The sequence below is a fragment of the Bradyrhizobium sp. SZCCHNR1093 genome (assembly GCF_032381175.1).
GTDB lineage: Bacteria > Pseudomonadota > Alphaproteobacteria > Rhizobiales > Xanthobacteraceae > Bradyrhizobium.
Window position 1 is genome coordinate 166,014 of record NZ_JAUHJJ010000006.1, and the last position, 24,108, is coordinate 190,121.

At 64.4% G+C, this 24,108-nt stretch carries 21 protein-coding genes; 18 read left to right on the plus strand and 3 right to left on the minus strand.

From position 1 onward, the window contains the following. Nucleotides 1–109: 109 nt before the first annotated feature. Complete coding sequence (locus tag QX070_RS20790) at nucleotides 110–1,159, minus strand: hypothetical protein (protein ID WP_315738892.1); 1,050 nt, start codon at nucleotides 1,157–1,159, stop codon at nucleotides 110–112. Between the two features lie 455 nt (nucleotides 1,160–1,614). Between QX070_RS20790 and QX070_RS20795 the strand changes: the two genes are divergently transcribed. The 18 genes from QX070_RS20795 to QX070_RS20880 all read left to right on the plus strand — a co-directional run bounded on the left by QX070_RS20795 (nucleotide 1,615) and on the right by QX070_RS20880 (nucleotide 21,054). After that, nucleotides 1,615–3,117 (plus strand): MBOAT family protein, encoded by a 1,503-nt coding sequence (locus QX070_RS20795; protein WP_315738893.1) that lies wholly within the window; start codon nucleotides 1,615–1,617, stop codon nucleotides 3,115–3,117. Between the two features lie 306 nt (nucleotides 3,118–3,423). Continuing rightward, complete coding sequence (locus QX070_RS20800) at nucleotides 3,424–4,536, plus strand: hypothetical protein (RefSeq protein WP_315738894.1); 1,113 nt, start codon at nucleotides 3,424–3,426, stop codon at nucleotides 4,534–4,536. Nucleotides 4,537–5,018: 482 nt separating this feature from the next. Then, nucleotides 5,019–6,506 carry a PfkB family carbohydrate kinase gene (locus QX070_RS20805; RefSeq protein WP_409998910.1) on the plus strand — a complete coding sequence of 496 codons (1,488 nt, stop codon included), beginning with the start codon at nucleotides 5,019–5,021 and terminating at the stop codon, nucleotides 6,504–6,506. Between the two features lie 9 nt (nucleotides 6,507–6,515). After that, nucleotides 6,516–7,238 (plus strand): nucleotidyltransferase family protein, encoded by a 723-nt coding sequence (locus QX070_RS20810; RefSeq protein ID WP_315738895.1) that lies wholly within the window; start codon nucleotides 6,516–6,518, stop codon nucleotides 7,236–7,238. A gap of 108 nt (nucleotides 7,239–7,346) precedes the next feature. Continuing rightward, nucleotides 7,347–8,285: an SDR family oxidoreductase gene (locus tag QX070_RS20815; RefSeq protein ID WP_315738896.1), complete on the plus strand. Its 939-nt coding sequence runs from the start codon at nucleotides 7,347–7,349 to the stop codon at nucleotides 8,283–8,285. Further along, a complete protein-coding gene (locus QX070_RS20820) occupies nucleotides 8,282–8,890 on the plus strand; it encodes an SIS domain-containing protein (protein ID WP_315712798.1) in 609 nt (202 codons plus the stop codon). Before QX070_RS20815 ends, QX070_RS20820 begins: the two co-directional genes overlap by 4 nt. 12 nt (nucleotides 8,891–8,902) lie before the next feature. After that, nucleotides 8,903–9,901, plus strand: a complete 999-nt coding sequence (locus tag QX070_RS20825; RefSeq protein ID WP_315738897.1) for an NAD-dependent epimerase/dehydratase family protein — start codon at nucleotides 8,903–8,905, stop codon at nucleotides 9,899–9,901. 42 nt (nucleotides 9,902–9,943) lie between these two features. Further along, on the plus strand, nucleotides 9,944–10,792 hold the full coding sequence (locus tag QX070_RS20830) for a transketolase (RefSeq protein WP_315738899.1): 849 nt from the start codon (nucleotides 9,944–9,946) through the stop codon (nucleotides 10,790–10,792). Further along, a complete protein-coding gene (locus tag QX070_RS20835; RefSeq protein WP_315738900.1) occupies nucleotides 10,789–11,712 on the plus strand; it encodes a transketolase family protein in 924 nt (307 codons plus the stop codon). The genes QX070_RS20830 and QX070_RS20835 overlap by 4 nt, the downstream gene beginning before the upstream one ends. An 8-nt stretch (nucleotides 11,713–11,720) precedes the next feature. Then, nucleotides 11,721–12,758 (plus strand): zinc-binding dehydrogenase, encoded by a 1,038-nt coding sequence (locus QX070_RS20840; protein WP_315738902.1) that lies wholly within the window; start codon nucleotides 11,721–11,723, stop codon nucleotides 12,756–12,758. Nucleotides 12,759–12,767: 9 nt separating this feature from the next. Beyond that, nucleotides 12,768–13,385 carry a hypothetical protein gene (locus tag QX070_RS20845; protein ID WP_315738903.1) on the plus strand — a complete coding sequence of 206 codons (618 nt, stop codon included), beginning with the start codon at nucleotides 12,768–12,770 and terminating at the stop codon, nucleotides 13,383–13,385. Beyond that, the gene (locus QX070_RS20850) at nucleotides 13,363–14,415 is read left to right on the plus strand and encodes an aminoglycoside phosphotransferase family protein (RefSeq protein WP_315738904.1); all 1,053 of its coding nucleotides are present in this window, start codon (nucleotides 13,363–13,365) and stop codon (nucleotides 14,413–14,415) included. Before QX070_RS20845 ends, QX070_RS20850 begins: the two co-directional genes overlap by 23 nt. 27 nt (nucleotides 14,416–14,442) lie before the next feature. Next, a complete protein-coding gene (locus tag QX070_RS20855; protein WP_315738905.1) occupies nucleotides 14,443–15,105 on the plus strand; it encodes a class I SAM-dependent methyltransferase in 663 nt (220 codons plus the stop codon). Between the two features lie 702 nt (nucleotides 15,106–15,807). Then, the gene (locus QX070_RS20860; protein WP_315738906.1) at nucleotides 15,808–16,752 is read left to right on the plus strand and encodes a TylF/MycF/NovP-related O-methyltransferase; all 945 of its coding nucleotides are present in this window, start codon (nucleotides 15,808–15,810) and stop codon (nucleotides 16,750–16,752) included. A 57-nt stretch (nucleotides 16,753–16,809) separates the two neighbouring features. Further along, the gene (locus QX070_RS20865) at nucleotides 16,810–17,898 is read left to right on the plus strand and encodes a GSCFA domain-containing protein (protein WP_315738907.1); all 1,089 of its coding nucleotides are present in this window, start codon (nucleotides 16,810–16,812) and stop codon (nucleotides 17,896–17,898) included. A gap of 51 nt (nucleotides 17,899–17,949) precedes the next feature. After that, nucleotides 17,950–18,843 carry a hypothetical protein gene (locus QX070_RS20870; protein WP_315738908.1) on the plus strand — a complete coding sequence of 298 codons (894 nt, stop codon included), beginning with the start codon at nucleotides 17,950–17,952 and terminating at the stop codon, nucleotides 18,841–18,843. Between the two features lie 7 nt (nucleotides 18,844–18,850). Next, complete coding sequence (locus tag QX070_RS20875; protein WP_315738909.1) at nucleotides 18,851–19,825, plus strand: hypothetical protein; 975 nt, start codon at nucleotides 18,851–18,853, stop codon at nucleotides 19,823–19,825. A 251-nt stretch (nucleotides 19,826–20,076) separates the two neighbouring features. Next, nucleotides 20,077–21,054, plus strand: a complete 978-nt coding sequence (locus QX070_RS20880) for a TylF/MycF/NovP-related O-methyltransferase (RefSeq protein ID WP_315738910.1) — start codon at nucleotides 20,077–20,079, stop codon at nucleotides 21,052–21,054. Between the two features lie 6 nt (nucleotides 21,055–21,060). On the opposite strand, the gene QX070_RS20885 is transcribed toward QX070_RS20880, so the two are convergent. Then, entirely contained in the window at nucleotides 21,061–23,040 is a 1,980-nt protein-coding gene (locus QX070_RS20885) for an acyltransferase family protein (RefSeq protein WP_315738911.1), read from the minus strand. After that, nucleotides 23,018–24,097: a hypothetical protein gene (locus tag QX070_RS20890; protein ID WP_315738912.1), complete on the minus strand. Its 1,080-nt coding sequence runs from the start codon at nucleotides 24,095–24,097 to the stop codon at nucleotides 23,018–23,020. The genes QX070_RS20885 and QX070_RS20890 overlap by 23 nt, the downstream gene beginning before the upstream one ends. Nucleotides 24,098–24,108 lie beyond the last annotated feature (11 nt).

The window sequence follows — 24,108 nt, forward strand, 5'->3', positions numbered from 1 at the left end:
CCGGCATCCAACCGCACCTGGTCACATCGCCCCTGATGGCAGGGAGACGTCGACGTCTCGGACGAACCGGCATGGCGCCGGCGTCTCCTTTTGCTGAAATCCCGCACAATCATTTGCCGTCGGGAAATGCCCGTTTGAAGGCCGCCGTCTTGACGATCTCGCGAGCAAGATGGCTCGTAAAGACCTGAGCGCCCTGCCGATCCAAATGGCCGCCGCCGTCAATCGTCGTCAGGCCATCGAATGGCGGCGCGATCAGCTCGATGTTCAATTCCCTTGCCAGTTCTGCGGCCTGCTGGACGCAAGACTGGCTATGCGGGACCAATGTGAGCACGGCCTCTCCGCCCACCTCATTGAGAAATCTCTTCGCATAGTCGACAATCGCGGGGGTCGTATGGCAGTCAGGATTGCGGGCCGACAGCATCGGCTTGTTGCCCAAGGCGACGTAGCCCGGATTGGCATCCAGCGCCATGTCACCATCAGTGATGTTGCGATAGAGGCCGGTGGGCGAGAAATAGCCATTCTGATACGCCGCAACCAAGTCCTCGATACGCCAGTGCAAATTGCGGCCGATCACCGTCAGGTACCCCCGCATTCGATTGCGCTGGACGGCGGCAATGGGCTGTTTCTGCGGACCAAGAGTGACGTTGAGATCGTTGCTGAAAAAGTGCACGAACTGATCGTCGGCATTGATGATCCACAGACGCGGACGGATTTTCCAGCGTTGGATCACGAGCCGCGAGAACTCACCGCCGCGAATGCCCACGAAGGCCATGTTGTAGATCCCCAATCGACCGAGCACCGGCGATTGCGCGAGCGTCTGCCGGTCCACGGCATAGCTGACGAAGGACGGACCAAGAAAGACAATGTCAGCCCGCTTGGCGGCTTCGACCGATCCTCCGAGGTTGCTGTAGAAGATATCCTGGTCCTGGATCTGCGGAATGCTGCGGCCTCCGAAATCACGATACCAGTTGGTGTCGCCTTGGCGCGGAATCTGCAGCACTCCATCGCGCAACGTCCACACGTCGGACGAGAACAGCGACAAACCGAGCGAAAACGCGAACGCGGCCGCCAGGCCCACAATTCCGACTGCGATGAGATAGCGCCCGAATCCACCCGGTTCAGCTGACTTTTCCGGTGCAGACCGGCCGACTGTCGACATGACGCAATTCCCGCTCGATAGGTTGTCTCGGTGGGTGTCGTGGCAGCTGCTTTCGGCTTCGACAACGAGAGTCTAGACACGACGTCAGCCGGTGGAACAGAGGGTTTCCCGCTCCTCCCCAGTTTGCTTTGCGCGCGAGAGCGCAGACCTATCGGGATGTCATCTGCATGGCCCATAGAGGGTTTCCTCGCCGCTACGATCATCGGCGAGAGTGATTGCGCGAAACCCCATCATGGCGTCGTCGGATTGGCGTCGTTGGTCAGATTTTCGAGCTGCCATAGCAGAAGAATCATTGATCGAAAAGGGCCCGCTCTTTTCGAGAGGCCGGCCGCACGTCGCTGCCGTCAGGAGGCGGCATCCCCCGAAATTCGCAGCGGGAGAGGTGCACCCAACTTGGCAGCGCCCTCAATCATTGATAAAGCAACGCAATATGCAGCAACATCAAGAAACTTGTTATGCTTTTCACGCAGTTTGAGTTTCTGTTCCTGTTCCTGCCGGTGACCCTGGTCGGCTATTTTCTGCTGGCTCGCTTTTTCGCCGCCCCCGTCGTGCGCCTCAGCTGGCTCACCGCGGCGTCGCTCACCTTCTACAGCTATTGGGACATTCACTTCGTCCCGATCATCCTGGTCTCCATCGTCTTCAATTATACGATGGGCCTGCTGATTGCCGGACAGACCGGAAAGCTCCGCACTGGCCTGTTTTCAGCTGCCATCACGCTCAACCTGGCTGCGCTCGCGTTCTACAAATACACGAATTTCGGCATCCAGATCCTCAATGCGATCACCGCGTCGAAACACCCCTCGCTCGCGATCGTTCTCCCGCTCGGCATTTCGTTTTTTACCTTCACCCAGATCGCCTACCTCGCCGACGTCTACGGGGGGTATTCCGATGAGCGAAGCTTCGTGAAATACGGCCTGTTCGTCACGTATTTCCCGCATCTGGTCGCCGGCCCGATCCTCCATCACCGCGAGATGATGCCGCAATTCGGCTCGGAGGAGAGCCGAAGGATTTCGCTCGAAAAAGTCGCGGTCGGCCTCACGATTCTGACCATTGGGCTATTCAAGAAGTCGTTCATCGCGGATGGGTTCGGCCTGATCGCGAATCCCGTGTTCCAGGCCGCCAATTCGAGCCACCTTCACCTGATCGACGCCTGGGGCGGCGCGCTCGCATACTCGCTGCAGATCTACTTCGATTTCTCAGGCTACTCGGACATGGCGATCGGCATCTCGATCATGTTCGGGATCCGGCTGCCCTTCAACTTCGATTCCCCCTACAAGTCGCTGAGCATCGTCGAATTCTGGCGCCGTTGGCATATCTCGCTGTCGCGCTTCCTGCGCGACTATCTCTACATCCCGCTTGGCGGCAACCGCTACGGCGAGCACCGGAGAAACGCCAACCTCTTCGCCACCATGCTGCTCGGCGGTCTCTGGCACGGCGCCGGCTTCACCTTCATCATCTGGGGCGCCCTGCACGGGCTGTTTCTGATCGTCAATCATCGCTGGAGCAAATTCGTCGCGCAGCGACCGGCCCTCACCCGCCTGTCGGCGACCGCCTGGTATGCGGTGGCGGCTCTATTGTTGACACAGTTCGTCGTGGTTCTGGCATGGGTTTTCTTCCGGGCCGACAATCCGAATGCCGCGGTCAGGCTGATCAAGGGGATGCTCGCCCTGTCCAACCCGGAGAAGATCACGGCAACGAACCTCGTCGATCCGCGCGTCATGATCGCGATCCTGGCAGGCTATGTCGCCTGTTTCACCCTGCCCAACGTGAACACAATGTTCGAGCGTTGGAAGGTCGGGCTGGAAACCTACCACAACCCTCGTCCCTGGAGCATTCTGAACCTGAAGTGGCGACCGTCCTTGCCGTGGGCAATCGGAACTTCCATCGCGCTCGTGGCGGCAGTTCTGATGAACATCATTGCCGGAGACACCTCGCAGTTCCTCTACTTCCAATTCTGAACGAGCCGGGCGTGGCAAGCGACGGGCCTCGAGCCCTCGCCACCGACATTCTGGCTTAGTGAACGCAGAAGGGCCGTCGATCGCGCCGATCCTGCTGAGGAATCCGAATATGTTCTCGTCGAAGCTGTCCAGGCAGGCGGCGTGGCGCTGGCGCATCATCCGCTTGCGGCAACCACGCCAAGCTATTAGCCTGATTCTAGCGCAACCAACTCCCAGCACGACGCGGATTGCGAGCCAAACTCGCTAACTCCCGAAGCACAATCATCAAGGCGGGCTCGAACTTTGGCGCGGTATCTTGCGATCGTAGTGGCGCTGTTTGCTGTCGTTTTCCTGCCGCTGCTGGCTGTTTTCGAATGGGCCGGCTGGCGATTGGGCGCGACCGTTCCGCTCTCCATGATTGCAGCCCAGCAATCGCGCACAGAACGGCTGGTCTGGCTCGGCACCTTCAAGGACTATGCACCCTACAAGCTCGAACGAATCAAACAGGTCCGTCCTGAGGTTCTGCTGGTAGGAAGTTCGCGGTGCGGTCAGGCGCGCGAGCAGATGTTCCGCCCCTATGTGACCTACAATGCGTGCCTGACGGCTTGGCCTCTCACGCACGTTGTGGACTTTGTCGATCGCGCAACCACGGTGGCGAAGCCGCGCGTAGTCGTCGTAGCGCTGGACTACTTCCTGTTTGGCGATTTCCTCGCTGACGTCTGGCGGAAAGAACGCACGATGGACTTCGCCCAGGGCATCGATTCGCATCGGCGGAAGCTGCACGACGTCGCAGACTTCGTCACGCGGGCCCACGGAGACCTCGATGCAATCCGTTCGGCCATGATGACGCCGCAGCTCGAGCCTGTTGACAACAACAGGCTGATAGGAACAGAGGCGATCCGTGGCAAGTTCGGGTTCCGCAAGGATGGTTCCGTCATGGTCGCGCCACCCTACCGGAATGCAGCAGCCGAAACCTTGGCGCGCGGCGCTCAATACGTCACCTCCTCGTTTCCGGGCGCGCCCCATCTCAGCGAACGCGAATTTGGCGAGATCGAGCGGCTGTCTCGGCTGTCCCGCGAGCGCGGGTTCTCGGTGATTGCAATCCAGTATCCGCTCCTGGAGAGCGCTGCCGCCTTTCTCGACACCGATGAGGCCTATTGGCCCTATTCCGGACTCTGGCGCGAGATCAGGAGTCCACAGACCGTCGAAAGATTTGCGCAGCTAGGCATTCAGTTCTTCGACATGAGCCGCACCGAGATATCGCGCGATGCCGGCAACTTCTTCGATCCCGCGCATCCTTCGGAACGGGGCATGCTCAAGACCTACCTCGCACTGCTGGACCGCCCCGAGTTCAGCAAGCTGTTTCCGCTGATCGACCGCAGCGCGTTGACGGCCGATCTTGAAAAAGGACAAGGTGAACAGTTCGACCTCTATCACTGAGACGTCCTGCGAGAGACTGGCGTCCCCGAGGCTTTTCCGCGTGGCCCGCCGACCAGCGCAACGCAGTCCGTCTCTCGCCGGAGCATTCTTGGATCCATCCTTCGCCTGATTCGTCTGCACAGCGCCGAGCATTGCCGTGAAGGACGATGAGCTCTCCGGAAGCCGCATTCCGACGCGACCACACAACCGCAAGCTAACAGGACTGTTTGTGCTGCTGCGCACACCTGATAAAGAGACCATTGGAAATGATCGGCCGCCGGCCCCTCCATCGCTCCGATCTCGGGGTCACGCTTGTTTTTTTCGCAACGAAATCAATGTCGAGCATGAAAGATGCAGATCGGAACGGGATTCGCGGTGCAGATGTGCCGGGCGACAGCGACGCTTTGCATCGGAGTTCTTCGGCCGGCGAATGACACGGTGGCCGGATGTCCTACCTCAGCCCGATCGAGCCGGAGGCGAATTCCTTGGATCAGGTGATCGATATGAGTGAGATGGATCTGGCCTGCCAGACTGTTCGCGCCTCTTGTGACTCCGGGGAGACGATTGCGTTCGTGTCCGGCAACTTCAACGTCGTGCACCCCGGACATCTACGGCTCTTGAAGTTCGCCGCCGAGCAGGCCGACGTGCTGGTCGTGGGCGTCAATCCCGATTCGACGCCCGGCGTGACCCTGGCGCAGGACATGCGCCTCGAAAATGTGCGTTCCATCGCCTTTGTGCACCATGCCGTGCGCTTGGATAGGTCGGCGTCCGACTTCATCGCGCATCTGAAGCCGACCGTCGTCGTCAAGGGCAAGGAGTTCGAGGATCGCGCCAATCCCGAGCAGGAGGCCGTGGACGTCTATGGCGGGCGGCTGATCTTCTCGTCCGGTGAGTTGCGCTTTGCGTCGCTGTCGCTGCTGGAACGCGACGCCAACATCGACATCTCCACGGTTCGCAAACCGCAGGAATTTCCCAAGCGCCACGGCTTCGAGATCACGAATCTGAAGGATCTGCTCCGCAAGCTCTCCGGCATGCGGGTCGCCGTCATCGGCGACCTGATCGTCGACGAATATGTCACCTGCGATGCGGTCGGCATGTCCCAGGAGGATCCGACCATCGTGGTGACGCCGCTGATGACCCGCACCTTCGTCGGCGGTGCCGGCGCGGTTGCGGCGCATGCCCATGGCCTCGGCGCGGACGTGAAGTTCTTCACGCTCGTCGGCGACGACGAGGCGGCGCGATTCGCGCGCAACACGCTGGAACAGCATGGCGTCAACTTCAACGCCTTCACCGACCAGAGCCGGCCGACCACGCGCAAACAGCGTTTTCGCGCGCTCAACAAGACGTTGCTGCGGGTCAACCATCTGCGCCAGCACGCCTCGGACGCCGACCTGCAGCGGCAAATGCTGACATCGGTCGAGCGTGCCTTGAAGACCTGCGATCTGCTGCTGTTCTCCTGCTTCAACTATGGCTGCCTGCCGCAGGATCTGGTCGACGCGATCGCGGATCGCGCCCGCGCACAGGGCGTGATGATGGCGGCCGACAGCCAGGTGTCCTCGCAGACCGGCGACGTCTCCCGCTTCAAGGGCATGACCCTGCTGACGCCGACCGAGCGCGAGGCGCGCGTCGCGCTGAACGACTTCATCTCGGGCCTCGCCGTGATCAGCGAGCGACTGGTCGAGCGGGCCCGCACCAAGAATCTGGTGATCACGCTCGGCGCCGAAGGCGCGCTGATCAACACCTTGGCGGATGGCACCTTCACCTCGGACCGGCTGCCGGCGTTCAATCCGTCGCCGAAGGACGTGTCCGGCGCCGGCGACAGCTTCTTCATGGCCTGCTCGATGGGCCTGCGCGCGGGCGCCGATATCTGGCGGGCCTCCTATCTCGGATCGCTGGCGGCCGCCCTCCAGGTCTCCCGCGTCGGCAACCTTCCCTTGACGACGGCAGAGCTGGTGCGGGAAATCGACGAGACCGGGTTCAGCCAGGAGTAGGATGTCGTCATGCGTGCCCTCCTGCTCGCGGCGGGGATCGGAAGCCGGCTGCGCCCGCTGACCAATACGACGCCGAAATGCCTGGTGCGTGTGCACGACCGGCCATTGCTGGACTACTGGCTCGATCTCGTGTTCGAAGGCGGCATCGAGCGCGCGCTGCTCAATACACACTGGCTCGCCGAACAGGTGCGCGTGCACGTGGCGCAATCGCGCTGGCGGGACCGCATCGATCTCGTTCACGAAGATGAACTGCTCGGGACGGGCGGCACCGTGCTTGCCAACCGCGCCTGGTTCGGCGACCAGCCCTTCCTCGTGGCTCACGCCGACAATCTGACGGATTTCGACGTCGCGGGGCTGCTCTCCGCCCATCGCAACCGCCCTGATGGCTGCATCATGACGATGCTCGCGTTCCGCACCGATGATCCGAGCTCGTGCGGGATTCTCGAGCTGGACGATCAGCACAGGGTGATCGCCTTCCATGAGAAGGTCAAGAATCCGCCTGGGAACCTCGCCAATGGCGCGGTCTACGTGTTCGATCCTGCCGTCATCACCGACATCGCCGCGTTGGGAAAGCCGATCGTCGATCTCTCCACCGAAATCATCCCCAACTATCTCGGACGCATTTTGTGCGTGGAAACCAGCGGTTATCATCGGGATATCGGTAACCCGGAAAGCTTGCGCCGGGCCCATTTGGAGTTTAATCACGAACCGCGCCGTGGCGGGGACGTCTGACGGGCGGCTTGCGCCGCCGGGCTGGTCGCCTTCCCTAGCCAATTTGTATAAAGGTGCGCGCGACGCGCCAGCCGGCGACACGACAGGCGAGCCACGGGGATTGCTCAGATGAAGATATTCGTGACCGGAGCGTGCGGCTACAAGGGCAGCGTGCTCGTGCCGAAGCTCTTGAAGGCCGGCCACAAGGTGGTCGCGTTCGACATCATGTGGTTCGGCAATTTCCTCGAGCCGCATCCGGATCTCACCGTCGTCCAGGGCGACGTCCGCAATCCCGACGCCATCGACCTGACCGGGGTCGACGCCATCATCCATCTCTCCAGCGTCGCCAACGACCCGTGCGGCGATCTCGACCCCAAGCTGACCTGGGAGATCTCCTGCCTCGCCACGATGCAGCTCGCCGACCGCGCCTATCGCCACGGCATCAAGCGCTTCATCTACGCGTCCTCCGGCAGCGTCTACGGCGTGAAGGAAGAGGAGCAGGTCACCGAGGATCTCGAGCTGCTGCCGATCTCCGAGTACAACAAGACCAAGATGTGCGGCGAGCGCATCGTGCTGTCCTACAAGGATGACATGGTGGTGCAGATCGTCCGTCCCGCGACCGTGTGCGGCTACTCTCCGCGCCAGCGGCTCGACGTCTCCGTCAACATGCTGACGATGCAGGCGCTGATGAACGGCCGCATCACCGTGTTCGGCGGCGACCAGACCCGGCCGAACATCCACATCGACGACATCACCGACCTTTATCTCTTCCTGCTCGATCATCCTGAGCACACCGGGATCTATAATGCGGGCTTCGAGAACATCTCGATCCTCGACATCGCCAATCTGGTCACCAAGCACGTGCCGGCTGAGGTCATCGTGACGCCCTCGAACGACCCGCGCAGCTATCGCGTCAACTCCGATCGCCTGCTCGCGACCGGCTTCCGCCCGAAGAAGACAGTGGAAGACGCGATCAAGGAAATCATCGGCATGTACTCGCAGGGCCAGCTCAAGAACGACGATCGCTGGTACAATCTGAAATGGATGGAGAAGGAGGTCGTGAAATGAACGTCCTGGCCTTCAAGACCCCCGGCAGCCTGTTCGCCGACTACACCAGCCGCTTCAGCACCGTGCTGAAGGATTTCGACTGGAGCCCGGTCGAGAAGCTCGCCTATGATCTGCGCGACTGCTGGCAGACCGGCCGGCAGGTGTTCTTCTGCGGCAATGGCGGCAGCGGTGGCAACGCCAACCACCTCGCCAACGATTTCCTCTACGCGCTCTCGAAGACGCCAGGCTCGGGTCTGCGCGTGCACTCGCTGTCGTCGAACCCATCCGTGATCACCTGCCTCGCCAATGACGAAGGCTATGACCAGGTGTTCTCGCTGCAGCTCGCGGTGCTCGCGCGCAAGGGCGACGTGCTGATCACCTTCTCCGGCTCCGGCAACTCGCCGAACATCCTGAAGGCGCTGGAAGAAGGCAAGAAGATCGGCATGACCAGCTATGCCGTGCTGGGCTTCTCCGGCGGCAAGGCCAAGGCCCTCGCCGACGTGCCGATCCATTTCGCGGTCGACGACATGCAGATCGCCGAGGACGCGCAGATGGTGATCGGCCACATGATCATGCAGTGGCTGTACGCCCAGCGCGGCGACATCATCACGACGCGCGAGGTCTGACGGACAGGGACGATGGCTGCGAACGAAAAGTACCTGATCCTCGGCTCGAACTCGTTTTCGGGCGCAACCTTCGTCGACTTCCTGGCCGCGGCCGGTCACGACGTGATCGCGACCAGCCGCTCGGACGAGCCGCATGACGCCTTCCTGCCGTACAAGTGGCAGAAGCGTCCCGGCAAGGTCCGCTTCCAGCGCGTCGATCTCAATCACGATCTCGATGCGCTCAAGGCGCTGCTGGCCTCGGAGCGGCCGACTCACGTCGTGAACTTCGCGGCGCAGAGCATGGTCGGCGAGAGCTGGCTGTATCCAGACCACTGGATGATGACCAACGTCGTCTCCGCGGTCCGGCTGCACGACATCCTGCGCAACTATGACGGCCTCGACCGCTACGTCCACGTCACGACGCCCGAGGTCTACGGCTCGACCGAGGGCTGGGTGCGCGAGGACGCAGCCTTCAACCCGTCGACGCCCTACGCGGTGTCGCGCGCGGCCGGCGACATGAGCCTGCGCACCTATTTCGCCAACTACCAGTTCCCCGTGGTCTTCACACGTGCGGCCAATGTGTACGGCCCGGGCCAGCAGCTCTATCGCATCGTGCCGCGCACCATCGTGGCGGCGATGACCGGGCAGAAGCTGCGGCTCGACGGCGGCGGCAAGTCGATCCGCGTCTTCATCCACATGACCGACGTGTCGGATGCGACGGTGAAGATCGGTCGCAGCGGCAAGCTCGGCGAGACCTATCACATCTCGGGCTACGAGCTGGTCTCGATCCGCACGCTGGTCGAGATGATCCTGGCCCGCCTCGGCAAGACCTTCGAGGACTGCGTCGAGATCGGCCCGGAGCGTCCCGGCAAGGACACTGCCTATACGCTCGACAGCTTCAAGCTGCGGACTGAGCTCGGCTGGCGCGACACCTACTCGCTGGAACAGGGCATCGACGACGTCATCGCCTGGGCGCGACGCTTCGAGGATGTCATGGCCAAGCTGCCGACCAAGTACGAACATAAACCCTGATCGATCCCTGCGCTTCCCGGAGAAGCGCGACTGGAGAGCACGATGAACGTTGCAGTCCGGAGCCCGGCGGCCAAGCCTGACGCCGCCGCCCTGAAGGCGCAGGCCGCAAGGCTGCGCGGCAAGATCATCGAGATGTCGCACAAGGCGCAGGCCGCGCATCTGGCCTCGTCGCTGTCCTGCGCCGATGCGATGACCGCAGCCTATTGGCATGTGCTGAACATCGACCCGAAGAATCCCTCCGACCCGCTGCGCGACCGCTTCATCCTCTCCAAGGGTCATGCCGCCGCGGCGCTGTTCGCGACCCTGGCGATGAAGGGCTACTTCCCGATCGAGGAGCTCGACACCTACTGCCAGGACGGCGGCCGGCTCGCCGAGCATCCGCCGGCGAACCTTTTGCCCGGCGTCGAGGCGGCCACCGGCTCGCTCGGCCACGGCCTGCCGCTCGGCTGCGGCATGGCGCTCGCAGGGCGCATCAAGGGCGAGAACTACCGCGTGTTCGCCCTGCTCTCCGACGGCGAGAACAACGAGGGCTCGGTGTGGGAGGCGGCGATGTTCGCCGCCGCCCAGAAGCTCGAGAATGTCTGCGTCGTCGTCGACTACAACAAGTGGCAGGCGACCGCGCGCTCCAACGAAACCCTGATGCTGGCGCCGCTGCGCGACAAATGGGCCGCCTTCGGCTGGGACGCCCACGAGATCGACGGCCATGACATCGGCGCGCTGGCGGAAGCCATGCAGAACATCCCGAACGGCTCGGGCAAGCCGGTGGCGCTGATCGCCCACACCGTGAAGGGCAAGGGCGTGTCGTTCATGGAGGACGACAACAACTGGCACTATCGCGCCCCGACCGCTGAGGAAGTCGTCAAGTCGTTCAAGGAGCTCGGCCTGTCATGAGAAACGCGTTCGCTGACGAACTGACCAAGCTCGGCAACGAGGACAGCCGCGTCGTCATGCTCTCGGGCGACATCGGCAACCGCCTGTTCGACAAGTTCAAGGACAAGCACCCCAGCCGCTTCTTCAACTGCGGCGTCGCCGAGGCCAACATGATGGGCGTCGCCGCCGGCATGGCCATGAACGGCCTGCGCCCGGTCGCCTACACGATCACGCCGTTCGTGACGACGCGCTGCCTGGAGCAGATCCGCACCGACGTCTGCTATCACGAGGTCCCCGTGACCATCGTCGCGGTCGGCGCCGGCCTCGCCTATTCCGGCCTCGGCCCGACCCACCACGCCTGCGAGGACATCTCGTTCCTGCGCTCGATCCCGAACATGGTCGTGATCTGCCCGGGCGATGCCTTCGAGGTGCGCGGCGCCTTGCGCGCGGCCATGCAGCAGGACCGCCCAGTCTACATCCGCATGGGCAAGAAGGGTGAGCCGGTCGTTCACAAGGGCCCCATCACGGACTTCAAGATCGGCAAGGCGATCACGATCGAGGAAGGCTCCGACGTCTGCCTGCTCTCGACCGGCAACATGCTGCCGGAAGTCATTGAAGCCGCACATAGATTGAAGGAGAAGGGCATCTCCGCCGAGGTCGTCAGCTTCCACACCGTGAAGCCGCTGGATGAGGACAAGCTCAAGCAGGCCTTCAGCCGCTTCAAGCTGGTCGCGACCATCGAGGAGCATTCGCTGATCGGCGGCTTCGGCTCCGCCGTCTCCGAATGGCTCGCCGACACCGAGACGAAGCACCAGAAGTTCCTGCGCTTCGGCACGCCGGACGCCTTCTTCAAGAAATCAGGCGAACAGGAATATGCCCGCGAGGTGCTGGGACTGACCGGCCACCAGATCGCGGACAAGATCATCCACGCGTTGAGCTGAGACATCACATGAAGACCCAAGCTGCCCTCCTGGTCCAGACCGGCCAACCGCTCGTGCTGGCCGAGATCGAGACCCCCGCGTTGAAGCCGGGCCAGGTGCTGGTCGAGATCGCCTATTCCGGCGCCTGCGGCACGCAGGTCATGGAGTGGCGCGGCGACAAGGGCGAGGACAAATGGGTGCCGCACTGCCTGGGCCATGAGGGTACCGGCACGGTGATCGAGGCCGGCAGCGCCGTCACCAAGGTCAAGGTCGGCGACAAGGTCGTGCTGTCCTGGATCAAGGGCACGGGCATCGAGGCCGGCGGCGCCGTCTATGACTGGGACGGCAAGAAGGTCAACGCCGGCGGCGTCACCACCTTCCAGCGCCATGCGGTCGTCAGCGAGAACCGCCTGACCCTGCTGCCGCCCGACCTGCCGATGGATGTCGCGGTGCTGCTCGGCTGCGCGGCGCCGACCGGCATGGGCGCGGTCTACAACGTGCTCAAGGTCCAGCCGGGCGACGCCGTCGCCGTGTTCGGCACCGGCGGCATCGGCCTCAACGCGCTGATGGCGGCGGCGCTCGCGGGCGCCATGCCGGTGATCGGCATCGATCCCAATCCGACCCGCCGCGCGCTGGCGCATATCTACGGCGCGACCCACGTGATCGACGCTGGTGGCGACGTGCTGGCCGAGATCAAGAAGATCGTGCCGCAGGGCGTTGATCTCGCGGTCGAATCCTCCGGTATTCCGGCCGTTATGGAGCAGGCGATCAATTCGACGCGCCAGCAGGGCGGCCGTGCCGTCGTCATCGGCAACGCCAAGCATGGCGCGGCGCTCACGCTGAATCCCGGCGTCTTCAACCAGGGCAAGAGCCTGCTCGGCACCTGGGGCGGCGACAGCGTGCCGGATCGCGACTACGGCCGCTACGGCCGGCTGCTGAGCTCCGGCCGCTTCCCGGTGCGGGATCTCCTGTCGAAGCCCTACAGCCTCGCCCAGGCCGACCAGGCGCTGCAGGATCTGGCCGCCGGCAAGGTCGGCCGTCCGCTGATCGACATGTCGCTGCGTTAAGTCCAGGCCATGCGGATCGGGATCGACTTCGACAACACGATCGCCTGCTATGACGGCGTGTTTCATGCGGCAGCACTCGAGCGCGGCCTGATCCCGGCCGATCTCGGCCGCGACAAGAACAGCGTCCGCGACCATCTCAACGGCAGCGGGCGCAAGGACGATTTCACCGAGCTGCAGGGCTATGTCTACGGCGCCCGCATGGATCTGGTGTCGCCCTACCCCGGCTTCGCGGAATTCGTCGATGCGGCCCGTGCCGCCGGCCATGACCTGTTCATCGTCAGCCATAAGACCCGGCACCCCATTCTCGGACCGAAGCACGACATGCATGCCGCGGCGCGCGGCTTCCTGACCGACCGCGGCCTGATGGGATCAGCGCCCGGCCAGATCGCGCCGGAGCGGGTGTTCTTCGAGCTGACCAAGGACGACAAGGTCGCCCGCGCCCACGCGCTGGCCTGCGAGCTGTTCGTCGACGACCTGCCGGAGATCCTGGCCATGGCCGGATTTCCGCAAGGCATGCGCAAGGTGCTGTTCGATCCGGAGGACCAGTTCGCGACCAAGGCCACGGGCTATGAGCGCCGCACCTCCTGGGCTGAGATCGCGGCGGATGTCGTCCGTGACCGCGGCTGAGGCCAGCGCGGGCGCCGATGCCGCGCTGCTGGCGCTGGCGCAGCGCCTCACCGCGCAGGCCGGCAAGGCGAGCCCCAGGGCGCTGACGCGGCTGGCCGGCGGCCGCAACAACCAGGTCTTTCGCGTCGACACCGCCGACGGCCCGCTGGTCCTCAAGCGCTACTTCACCGATGCCCGCGACACCCGCGACCGGCTCGGCGCTGAATGGAGCTTCATCAGCCATGCCTGGTCGCGCGGCGTCCGCGTCGTGCCGGAACCGCTGGCCTGCGACCGCGCCGAGCAGGCTGGCCTCTACAGCTTCGTCGAAGGACGCAAGCTGACGGCTGCCGAGCTGGCACCTGTTCATGTCGAGGCCGCGATCGATTTCGTGCTCGCGGTGAACGCCCCGCCCCGCCCTGCGCTGGCGCCGGGCTCGGAGGCCTGCTTCTCGCTGGCCGAGCACATTGCGACCGTCGAGCGCCGCGTCGCGCGGCTGGCGACGCTCGATGCCGACGTGCCGCATGTGGCCGAGGCCCGGCAATTCGTGGCGGCGCGGCTGCAGCCGGCCTGGGCCGACGTGAAGGCGACCATTCTGAGCGGCGCCGCGGCCGAAGGGCTCGGCCTGGAGGCCGCCATCCCCGCCGATCAGGTCTGCCTATCGCCGTCCGACTTCGGCTTCCACAACGCGCTGATCGACGACGCGGGCAAGCTGACCTTCCTCGATTTCGAATATGCCGGCCGCGACGACCCGGCCAAGCTGGTGTCGGACTTCTTCTGCCAGCCGGAGGTGCCGGTGCCGCTGGCCGTGCACGAGCATTTCATCGAGCGGCTGACGGAGGGCCTCGGGCTTGACGCGGCCAGCGTCGCGCGCTGCCGGCTGCTGCTCGATGCCTACCAGGTCAAGTGGACCTGCATCATCCTGAACGACTTCCTGCCGCTCGGCGCCATCAGGCGCGCCTTCGCCGACACCGGCGCCTGGGCGCAGCGCTGCGCCGCGCAGCTCGCCAAGGCCGAGGCGCAGCTCGGCCTGATCGGCGCCACATCCGACTAACCGACAATCCCACGCCCGGAGATCTTCATGGCCTACCGCGAGTTCGTCAGTCTCGTCCACAAATCGACCAAGCGCGACTATCTCGCGCGCGTCACCCAGCGCGACAAGGCCGATGTCGCGGAGATGGCGATCAAGTACGATTACGACTATTGGGACGGCAGCCGCGAGACCGGCTATGGCGGCTACAAATATGACGGCCGCTGGCGCAAGGTCGCCGACGCGATGATCGAGACGTACGGCATCAAGCCGGGCATGCGCGTGCTCGACGTCGGCTCCGGCAAGGGCTTCATTCTGCACGATTTCCGCGAGGCCATCCCGGATCTCGAGGTCGCCGGCATCGACGTCTCGTCCTACGGCGTCGAGCACACGATGGAGAGCGTGAAGCCGTTCTGCCAGGTCGGCAGCGCGGCCAAGCTGCCCTACCCCGACAAGCACTTCGATCTGGTCATCTCGATCAACACGCTGCACAACCTCTACAACTACGATCTCGATGCCGCCCTGCGCGAGATGGAGCGCGTCAGCCGCGGCGCCAAATATCTCTGCGTCGAGGGCTACCGCAACGAGCGCGAGAAGGTGAATTTGATGTACTGGCAGCTCACCTGCCGCATCTTCCACACCCCCGAGGAATGGGCGTTCGAATTCAAGCGCTCCGGCTACACCGGCGACCACGAATTCATCTTCTTCGAATGAGTGCGAGCTGAGAGCGTCGACAGGCGCTCTCGCGACGCATTGGCGTCCGAGTGTTGCTGTAGATCGTCGCCCTCTCGATTGAGAGGGCGCGAGGAAGGCCGGGAGCCTGCCGCCCCCATGGCCCGCCTGCAGAAAGAAATGCAGGCGGCAGGTACCACAGGTTCGGCTGGGACATCCCGGCCTTCCCCGCGCGATCGGTTTTAACGGTGTCCTTCGTGCTCTCCCTGGGGATCGGCGTTCTTGCCCCCATTTTGCGACAACGCGCCTTTGGCGCGTTGCGCAGACCTCAGCGTCGAGAGGCCAGGACCACACGACTTCGCCGTCCGTAACGCTTGCGCTCGTCGGGCGCAGCCGTCACGTCCATCGCAGCCCACCTCCACGTATCGTGACGACGCGTACGTCCCTCTGCACGAGGCGGGATGGCGAGAGAAAACCACGTTTTCTGGAAAAACGAAAGAAGAATATTTTTCGTCACCTGACTGGACAAGGGTGATGCACCTGAAGATGCGAGCCAATTCGTCGTCGACGCGCACGTCGGAACCGGCTCGAGCGCCGGCGACCCGGATTGCGGCTTTGTCGGCCTCCCCGGCTGAAGACCCACGCAAAACGAGTGCGGATCCCGCATGCCGCTTTTGCGATCTTTGCAAAATGTATCTATAGATTGGCAGCGAAACATCGCGAGCGGCAGGGAACGGGGCTGTCATGACGAAGTCGTTGAAGGTGGCGATCGCCGAAGGCCTGCCCCCCCAGACCCTGTTCAAGCTGCGCTCGATCAAGCGCGCGCTGATGGGGCAGCCGCCTCCGGAACGGCCGCAGGCCGCTTTGGAGCCAAAGCCCGAACCCGAGCCTCAACCGGTCCCCGCGCCGGCCGCCGGAGCGGGGTCGGAGCCGCGGACGCGGCAGACCGAAGCCCTGGAACGGCTCGACGCCCACAAGATTAGCGCGCCGTACCTGTTCTTCGATATCGACGACGTCCTGATCCTGCCCGCCAAGGAGATCGCGCGCACGCTGACCTTGAGCGTGATGTATATCAACAGCGCCGATGTCAAAGGCGATATCGCCGAATTCGGCACCATGGGCGGCTTCACCGCGCGCACCCTGGCGAACGCGATGGTGTTCGACCCGCGCTATCAGCCGAACCAGCCGCTGCGCAAGCTGCGCCTGTTCGACAGCTTCGAGGGCCTGCCGGAAATCACGGCGCAGGTCGACCTCGAGTCGCAGCACGTGAAATCGGGCACCTGGTCGAAGGGCGGCTGCAGGATTCTCAGCGCCGCGGATCTGCGGACCATGGTCGAGGCCATCATTCCGCCCAGCCGGGTCGAGATCTATGAAGGCTGGTTCGCCGACACGGTGAAGCTGCTCCCGGACGACACGCGCTTTGCACTGATCCATTTCGACGGCGACCTCTACTCATCCACCATGGATGCTCTGGTGCCGTGCTTCGAACGCGGCTTCATCTCGAAGGGCGCCGTGCTCTGCTTCGACGACTGGAACTGCAACGAGGCCGACCCCGAGGCCGGCGAGCGCAAGGCCTGGGCCGACCTCGTCAGCCGCTTCAACATCGTCGCCAGCCATTCCGGCGACTACTCGATCCAGGGCACCAAGTTCATCATTCATTCCTATCTCGGAATGAAGCCGAGGGCTTGAGCAGCATGCGCTTCGCTTTCGTTGCGTCGCGGCCCCATGCGGTCAGAGGGTGAGTGCATGAGTTGTCCCTACACCACGCTGCCCGCGAGCAGCTTCTGGCGTCAGGCCGTTGCCGAGCGCAGCCCATCCGATCTCGATCCTCATCTGACCGCGCGGCTCCGCTTCGGTCCTGATCAGCGCGTCGCCTCGGCCGGCAGTTGCTTCGCGCAGCACATCTCGCGCGCCCTGAAGGAGCGCGGCTACAATTACTATGTCACCGAGCCCGCGCCGCCGCATCTGACGCCCGAGCAGGAGGAGCGCTTCGGCTATGGCGTGTTCTCCGCGCGCTACGGCAACATCTACAGCACCCTGCAACTGCTGCAACTGCTGCAGCGCGCCTTCGGCGGTTTCCAACCGGCCGATCAGTTCTGGACCGACAGCGACGGCTGGGTGTTCGATCTGCTGCGCCCCCGCATCACGCCGCGCGGCTACGTCTCGATGGTCGAGGCCGAAGCAGATCTGAAGCGGCATTTGCAGGCGGTGCGGCGGCTCTTCGAAACCACCGACATCTTCATCTTCACGCTCGGTCTGACCGAGAGCTGGGTGTCCAAGCTCGACGGCACGGTGTATCCGACCTGTCCGGGGTGCGGCAGCGCTGGCGACTTCGACGATGCCAAATACGCGTTCCACAATCTATCGGTCATGGAGACCACCGGCTATCTTGCCGAGGCGATCAACCTGATGTCGGCAGCAAATCCGCGCCTGCAGATCATCCTGACGGTCTCGCCGGTCCCGCTCGCCGCCACCATGGAGCCGCGCCACGTGCTGCAGGCCACGACCTATTCCAAGAGCGTGCTGCGCGTCGCCGCCGAGGAGATGGTCCGGCGCTTCGACAACGTGCATTATTTCGCGTCCTACGAGATCATCACCAATGCGAAGAACGCGGGGGCGTATTTCGCCGACGATGCGCGCTCGGTCACGTCCGAAGGCGTCGCGCGCGCGATGAAGCTGTTCTTCGCGCAGTTCACCGGCGAGGACGCTGGCGCAGAGGTGCGATCCGCACGTGATGACGAACGAATGCAACCGGCGGCTCCTCCGGCCGCGCCGCAGATCATCTGCGACGAGGACGAGTTCTACCGCGCACTGGCCGCGAGCCGTAACAACTGAGGACGAGCGGCGGCCGCGGCCGAGCCTGTGATGTGAGGGGGACGTATCAGCGTGGACACCGAGCTCGAAGCGGTTCTGCCGGTCTATATCGTCGGCGACAGCCATTCCCTGCCGTATCGGAACATGGTGTTCCGGGAGCGGTGGACCGGCGCCTGGGTGATGGCCCGTACCAAGTACATCCCCGGCGCCACGGCGCGGGAGTTCTATGATCCCGCCACCGGCGAGTTTCATCCTGACTTCATCGCCTTCCTCGAATATGAGGGCCTGGTGCGCAACGGACGCGCGACGCATCTGTCGATGGACGAGGTCGATTTCGCCATTGCCAAGGCGGTCGGCCAGGCCGTGCGGCCGCCGCTGATCATGATCACCGTCGGCGAGATCGACGTTCGCGGTCCGCTCCTGCAACTCCTCAAGGACACCCACGACTTCGTTCCGCCGTTCGCCACCACGTTGCCTCTGCTCGACAAGCCGCTGGTGCCGTGGGATCTCATCGACGAGGCGATCGAGGCACGGCTCGGGCCGTTCGTCGCCGGGCTCGATCAGCTGGTCAAGGCCGGCTTCAAGCGCGTCTACGTGCAGAGCGTCGTTCCCCCGACCCGGCAGGAAGCGCGCATCCGAGAGCTGCAGAACTACGACTGCCCTGTCTCCGTCCGGACCAAGCTGGTTCAGGCGTTCAACTGGAAGCTGGCGCAGAAGGTGCGTTCGGTGAACCTCTTCACGGTCGACCGCTGGCCCGACCTGACCGAGGGCGATCTCTTGCGTCCGGAGTTCGATTTCGACGGGGTGCATCTGCCGCCCAAGGGCGCCCGTCTCCTGCTCGAGTCGCTGATCGATCATGCGATCGACAGCCGCGGCCTCGTCGCCAATCATCCGCGATACGAACTCTATTATCGAATGGCGTGCGGCCTGGATCCGTTCCAGCCCACCAAGCCGAACGCAGCATGAGGACATCATGGCCTTGGGACCGATGATCAGCACTGCCAAGCAGCGGCTCAAGGGCGGCGTCAACCAGGCGCTCAGCGCTCTCGGCTACCGCCTGGTGCGGGCCGACACGTTCGACCGCCTGAACGGACATCCCAGTCCAGACGCAGCCCCCGCGGACAAGAACGGCACGGCGCAGCCGCGCCAGCTGACGCTGCTGCCGGCCGCGAACAGCGCGCCGCCGATGTGCACGGCCCATGCGCCGAAGTTCGATCCGCAGAAGACGCCGAGCCAGCTCGCCGACAAGATCGTCGCCTTCCAGCAGAACGGCGTCACGGTGATCAGCACGAATCCGGAAAAGGCGGCCATGTTCCGGGAAACCGAGAGCTTCGACCGCGACGTCAGCAACCGCCACTCGGCATGGGACTGGGCCGGCAACAGCGTCGCTCCCTACACGCAGGATCTACAGACCGGGATGCCATCGGCGGCGCTCGTCGACTATCTGCACGCGCTGTTCAGCGGCGGCGATTTCGATTCCTTCTTCCGCGGCGTGCTCGGCTGCCCCGCCAAGGTCGCCAATGTCCGGCTGGTGCGCTCGAAGCCGCATTTGACCGAGGGTATCGGTCCCCAGCAATGGCACAGCGACGGCTGCCCGGCCGGCGTCATCCGCGGCGTGCTCTATCTCTGCGATGTCGACGAGCAGACCGGTCCGTTCCAGTATCGCGACGCGAATTACCGGGAGCACACGGTTCTGGGCAAGACTGGTGATCTGCTGGTGTTCGATGCGACCCGCCTCATGCATCGCGGCAGCCCGCCATCGCACAAGACACGCTCCGCGATCGATCTGGTGTTCATGCCGCGCATGCCCGACGAGGAGATGACAATCATGGTCGTCGGCATGAACCACTGGCCCGCCGACCCGTTCTTCGTCAAGCTGCCGAAGGAGCGGCCCGCCGACGCCCACGACGCATTGGCCGACGGACGCCGGGCTGCCAGCCTCTATTGACGCATGGCCGCCCGCTTGCACCATGGATGGAGGACGGCTAAGCCAGAAGGCAGCAGGTGGGCTTGCGCGCGACGCAGAAGGCGCGCACTCACCGCCGATATCGCCGTCACCGAGCGCGCGATCCCGTCTCGACGTGACGCCGCCTGTCGGGCGTTGCCAGGCGAACACCTCTCTTCGGCGCAGCGTCGCATCTGCGCCATCCCTCAAGGCCGTTTTGCGGTCATCGAACAGCGCCGCGTTGGAGAATTTGAATGCTGCAACCGTTGAAGAATGCGCTCGCCACCTCGCTGCCGCCGGACGCGCTGTATTGGATGCGCTCGGTCAAACGGGCGATCATGTTCGAGCCGCCGCTGCCCTGGCCCTACGGGAACGGCAGCAGCGCCACCGTACAGGAAAGGCCTCCGGCCGTGGCAATCGCAGCCCCGTCCGCCGACACTGTCGATGACGGACGCATCATCCAGGACATCGCGCTGGAGAAATACAGCGCGCGGCAGCTTCCCTCGCCCGGCGCATATTACAGCTATGCCGACGTGCTGATCCTGCCGGCACAGGAGATCGCCAAGACGCTCACCCTGTGCGTCCAATACGTCAACAGCGCCCATGTCAACGGCGACATCGCCGAGTTCGGCACGATGGGCGGCTTCAGCGCCCGCGCGATCGCCACGTCGATGGTGTTCGACCTGCAGCGCCAGCCGCTCGGCAAGAGCGCGTCCGGAGAAAACCCGTTCCGTATTCTGCGCCTGTTCGACAGCTTCGAGGGCCTTCCCGAGATCACCTCGCCGGTCGACCAGGTCGCTCCGCACGTCATCTCCGGCGCGTGGGCCAAGGGCGGCTGCAAGGTGCTGGCCGCGCCGCAGCTGCGCGCCGTGATCGGCAAGATTATTCCGCCGCACCGCTTTCAGCTCTACGAAGGCTGGTTCGCCGACACCGTGAAGACGCTGCCGCCCGAGACGCGGTTTGCGATGATCCATTTCGACGGCGACCTCTACCAGTCGACCATGGATGCGCTCGTCCCACTGTTCGAGCGCGGCATGATCTCGACCGGCGCCGTCATCTGCTTCGACGACTGGAACGCCAATCGTGCCATTCCGACCACGGGCGAACGGCAGGCCTGGAAGGAGCTGGTCGAGATGTTCGCGATCGAGGCCTCCAACGGCGGCGACTATTCGGTCGGCGGCACCCGCTTCATCATCCACGCCTATCGCGGCATCCCGGCTGATCCGGAGTAATGCGGCTCACGGCGACGGCCGCTGGGCCGGGCCAAGCAGGCTGTTGATGGTGTGGCGCGCCAGGAAGACGGCACCGGGCACCGTGAGGTGCCCGGGATCGAATGCCGTCAATTGCGAGCCGTCCGGACCGATCCGGCTGAGACAGCCTTCGTCGTTGCAGAACACGTCGCGCACGGAGATGTAATCGATGCCGAGCTCACGGGTCAGCTCGCGAAACAGCGCGTCGCGGCCGCGCGTCCATTCGTCGTTGGAGCGGAACAGGGTCCGCTCCGGCAACACCGTTCCGGTCTGCCGGTAGTAGTCGAGCACGTTGTGCGACAGGCCGACGCCCTGCCAGCTCGGCGGCGGTCCCATCAGCACGATCTTCGCAATGCCGTTGGCCCTGAGCAGCGCGACCGTGCGCGGCAGGTCCTCGCGCAGCACGGACTCGGCGTGGCCCCAGGTCGCGTCGAGGATGACGACGTCCGGCCGGAGACGGCCGATCCGCAACACGACGTCGTCGTTGATGCTCTTGCAGAACGGCCGGGCCTCCAAGGTGTAGCCGATCAGCGGTGGGCAGGCGGAGGCCGTATATTGCGCGACGTCATAGCCGCGCTCCGTCGACAGATGCAGCAGCCCCGGATAGAGCGCCGCGCCGTAGGAATCGCCCCAGATCAGCAGCAGCGGCCGGCGTCCCTGCCCGGCGCAGTCGGCGCCGAATGCGGAGGCAGGCTGCAGGAGCAGCAGGCAGCGGCCACGGCGCCAATGCGAATTGGTCTCGCTGCCCGACAGCATGAAGCCCCTGATCTCCGGCGCGAACCGGACCGGCAGGCCGCGCGTGCTCGTCGCCGCGACGCCGATCGGGATCATCGCCGCCATCACGGCCAGCAAAGACCACGCCCGCCACGCGACGGGCGCGGCTCCGAACCTGATCGGCAGCTCGATGAAGCGATAGGTGAGGAAGGCCAGCACGGCGCTCAGCCCGAGCACCGCGAGCAGGATCCACGCCGGAGCCGCCCCGCCGAACTGCAGCTTGGTGAAGGCGATCAGCGGAAAGTGCCAGAGATAGAGCGGGTAGCTGATCAGGCCGACGAACACCAGCGCGGGCCACGCCAACACCCGCTGAACCAGCGTGCCGCCGGCCGCAATCAGGGCCATGGTCGCCAGCACGGGGACGATGGTGCGAATGCCGGGCCATGGCGAGGCTGCGCTGAACGCGAGGAAGGCGACGGCGATGCCCGCCACACCAACAGCCGCTAGCATGCTGCTGGTGGTCGGACCGATCGGGCGATCGGCACGCTGCCGCAGCCACACCGCCAGGAGCGAGCCTGCCAGCAGCTCCCAGCCCCGCGTGGTCGGCGAATAGAATGCCCACGCCGCCTCCCTTGCAGGGGTCGACAGGCAGACCACCAGCGACCCGAGCCCGAGCGCGGCCACCATGGCCGCCTTCCGTGACGGCCATCGGGCGATCAGCACGAACATCGCGGGCCAGACGATGTAGTACTGCTCCTCGATGCCGAGCGACCACAGATGCAGCAGCGGAAGGCGCTCCGCACCGGGATCGAAATAGCCCACGATCTGCTCGTGCAGCATGAAGTTCTCGATGAAGGCGGCGGCGCCCTTGATGTTGGATCCGAGCGCTTCCATCTCGGCGACCGGGAATACGAACCAGGCGATCACGAACGTCGCCAGCACCACGGTGATGAGAGCCGGGAAGATCCGGAGGATGCGGCGGGCGTAGAAGGTCGCAAAACTGAAGCTCTTGTCCGCGCACTGCCGATCGATGATGCCCGTGATCAGATAGCCGGAGATCACGAAGAATACGTCGACGCCGGCAAAACCGCCGGGCAGCAGCCGCGGGAAGGTATGAAAGACGAGCACGGCGACGACGGCGATCGCGCGCAGGCCGTCGATGTCGGGACGATAGAGCAGCGCGTGCGCCCGGCTGATCGGCCGCTCATGGCGATCCGCTGCGGCCGCATGATCAAGGCTTTCGGTGATCGCCATTCTCACGCATTCCCTGAAACGCTCGCGTCTTTTCCAGAGCGCCGACGAGGTCGCGGGTAAAGTCAGCCGCGCCCCTGGCGTCGAGATGGCCGCCGCCATCCCAGCTCGAATAGTCGGTCCGCGCCGGCAGCGCCGTCTCGACGCCGACGGCATCCGCAATCTCACGAACCTGGGTCAGGCAGCCGTGAAAATTGGGAACGAAAGTCAAGACCACGGGCGCGCCGAGCGACTGCACGAGGTCACGCGCATTGGCGATCACGTCGGGCGTGGTGTGACAGTCGGGATCGCGCGTCATCTTCACGCCCGGATTGCCTTCGGCGAGAAAGCGCGGAAACGTGCTCATGTCGGCTGCGCCGGTGCGATCATCGCGGTCGAAGCGCGGCAGCGGTCCGGCCCGCGGACCGGCGAGCGCCTGGCGCCATGGCCGCGTCACGTCCTCGAAGCGCCAGCGCAGATTGCGCCGGATGATCTCGTAGGTCGCGCCGAAACGGCTGAGCTTCGTGCTCGGGATCGGACGGACGTCGGCGCCGAACGCGCGTGTGAGGTTGCGGTGGAAGAAGTTGCCGCCGCCTCCGCCATCGTCGGCGTTCAAGATCCACAGGCGCGGACGGAGGTGATGCTTCAGCGCGATCTGCCGCGCGAATTCGCCGCTGGCGACGCCGACGAACGCCATGTTGTAGAATTTGAGGCCGTAAGGCTGCTCGAGGCGCTCGCGCATGACGGTCTCGTCGACCGCAAACGACACCAGGGACGAGCCGAGGATGATGACGTCGGCCCGGCGGGCGTTGTCGATCGAGCGGCCGATGCCATGGTAGAACAGATCCTGGTCCTGGATCTCGGTGATGCTGTCGCCGCCGAAATTGCGGTACCATGACCGATCGCCGGCCCTGCTGATCGCGCTGAAATGGTCGCCGCCCTGCGCAGCCAGCCACAGGCTGACACCGCCCAGCATCGCCGCCGTCATCCCGAGCAGGCTGGCGAGATAGCGCCCTGCCCGGCCGAGGCCGTCCCCGGCCTCATGCCCGGCCCAACCGGTCTGCTCTGTCCGACGATCCATGGCGGCCCCGG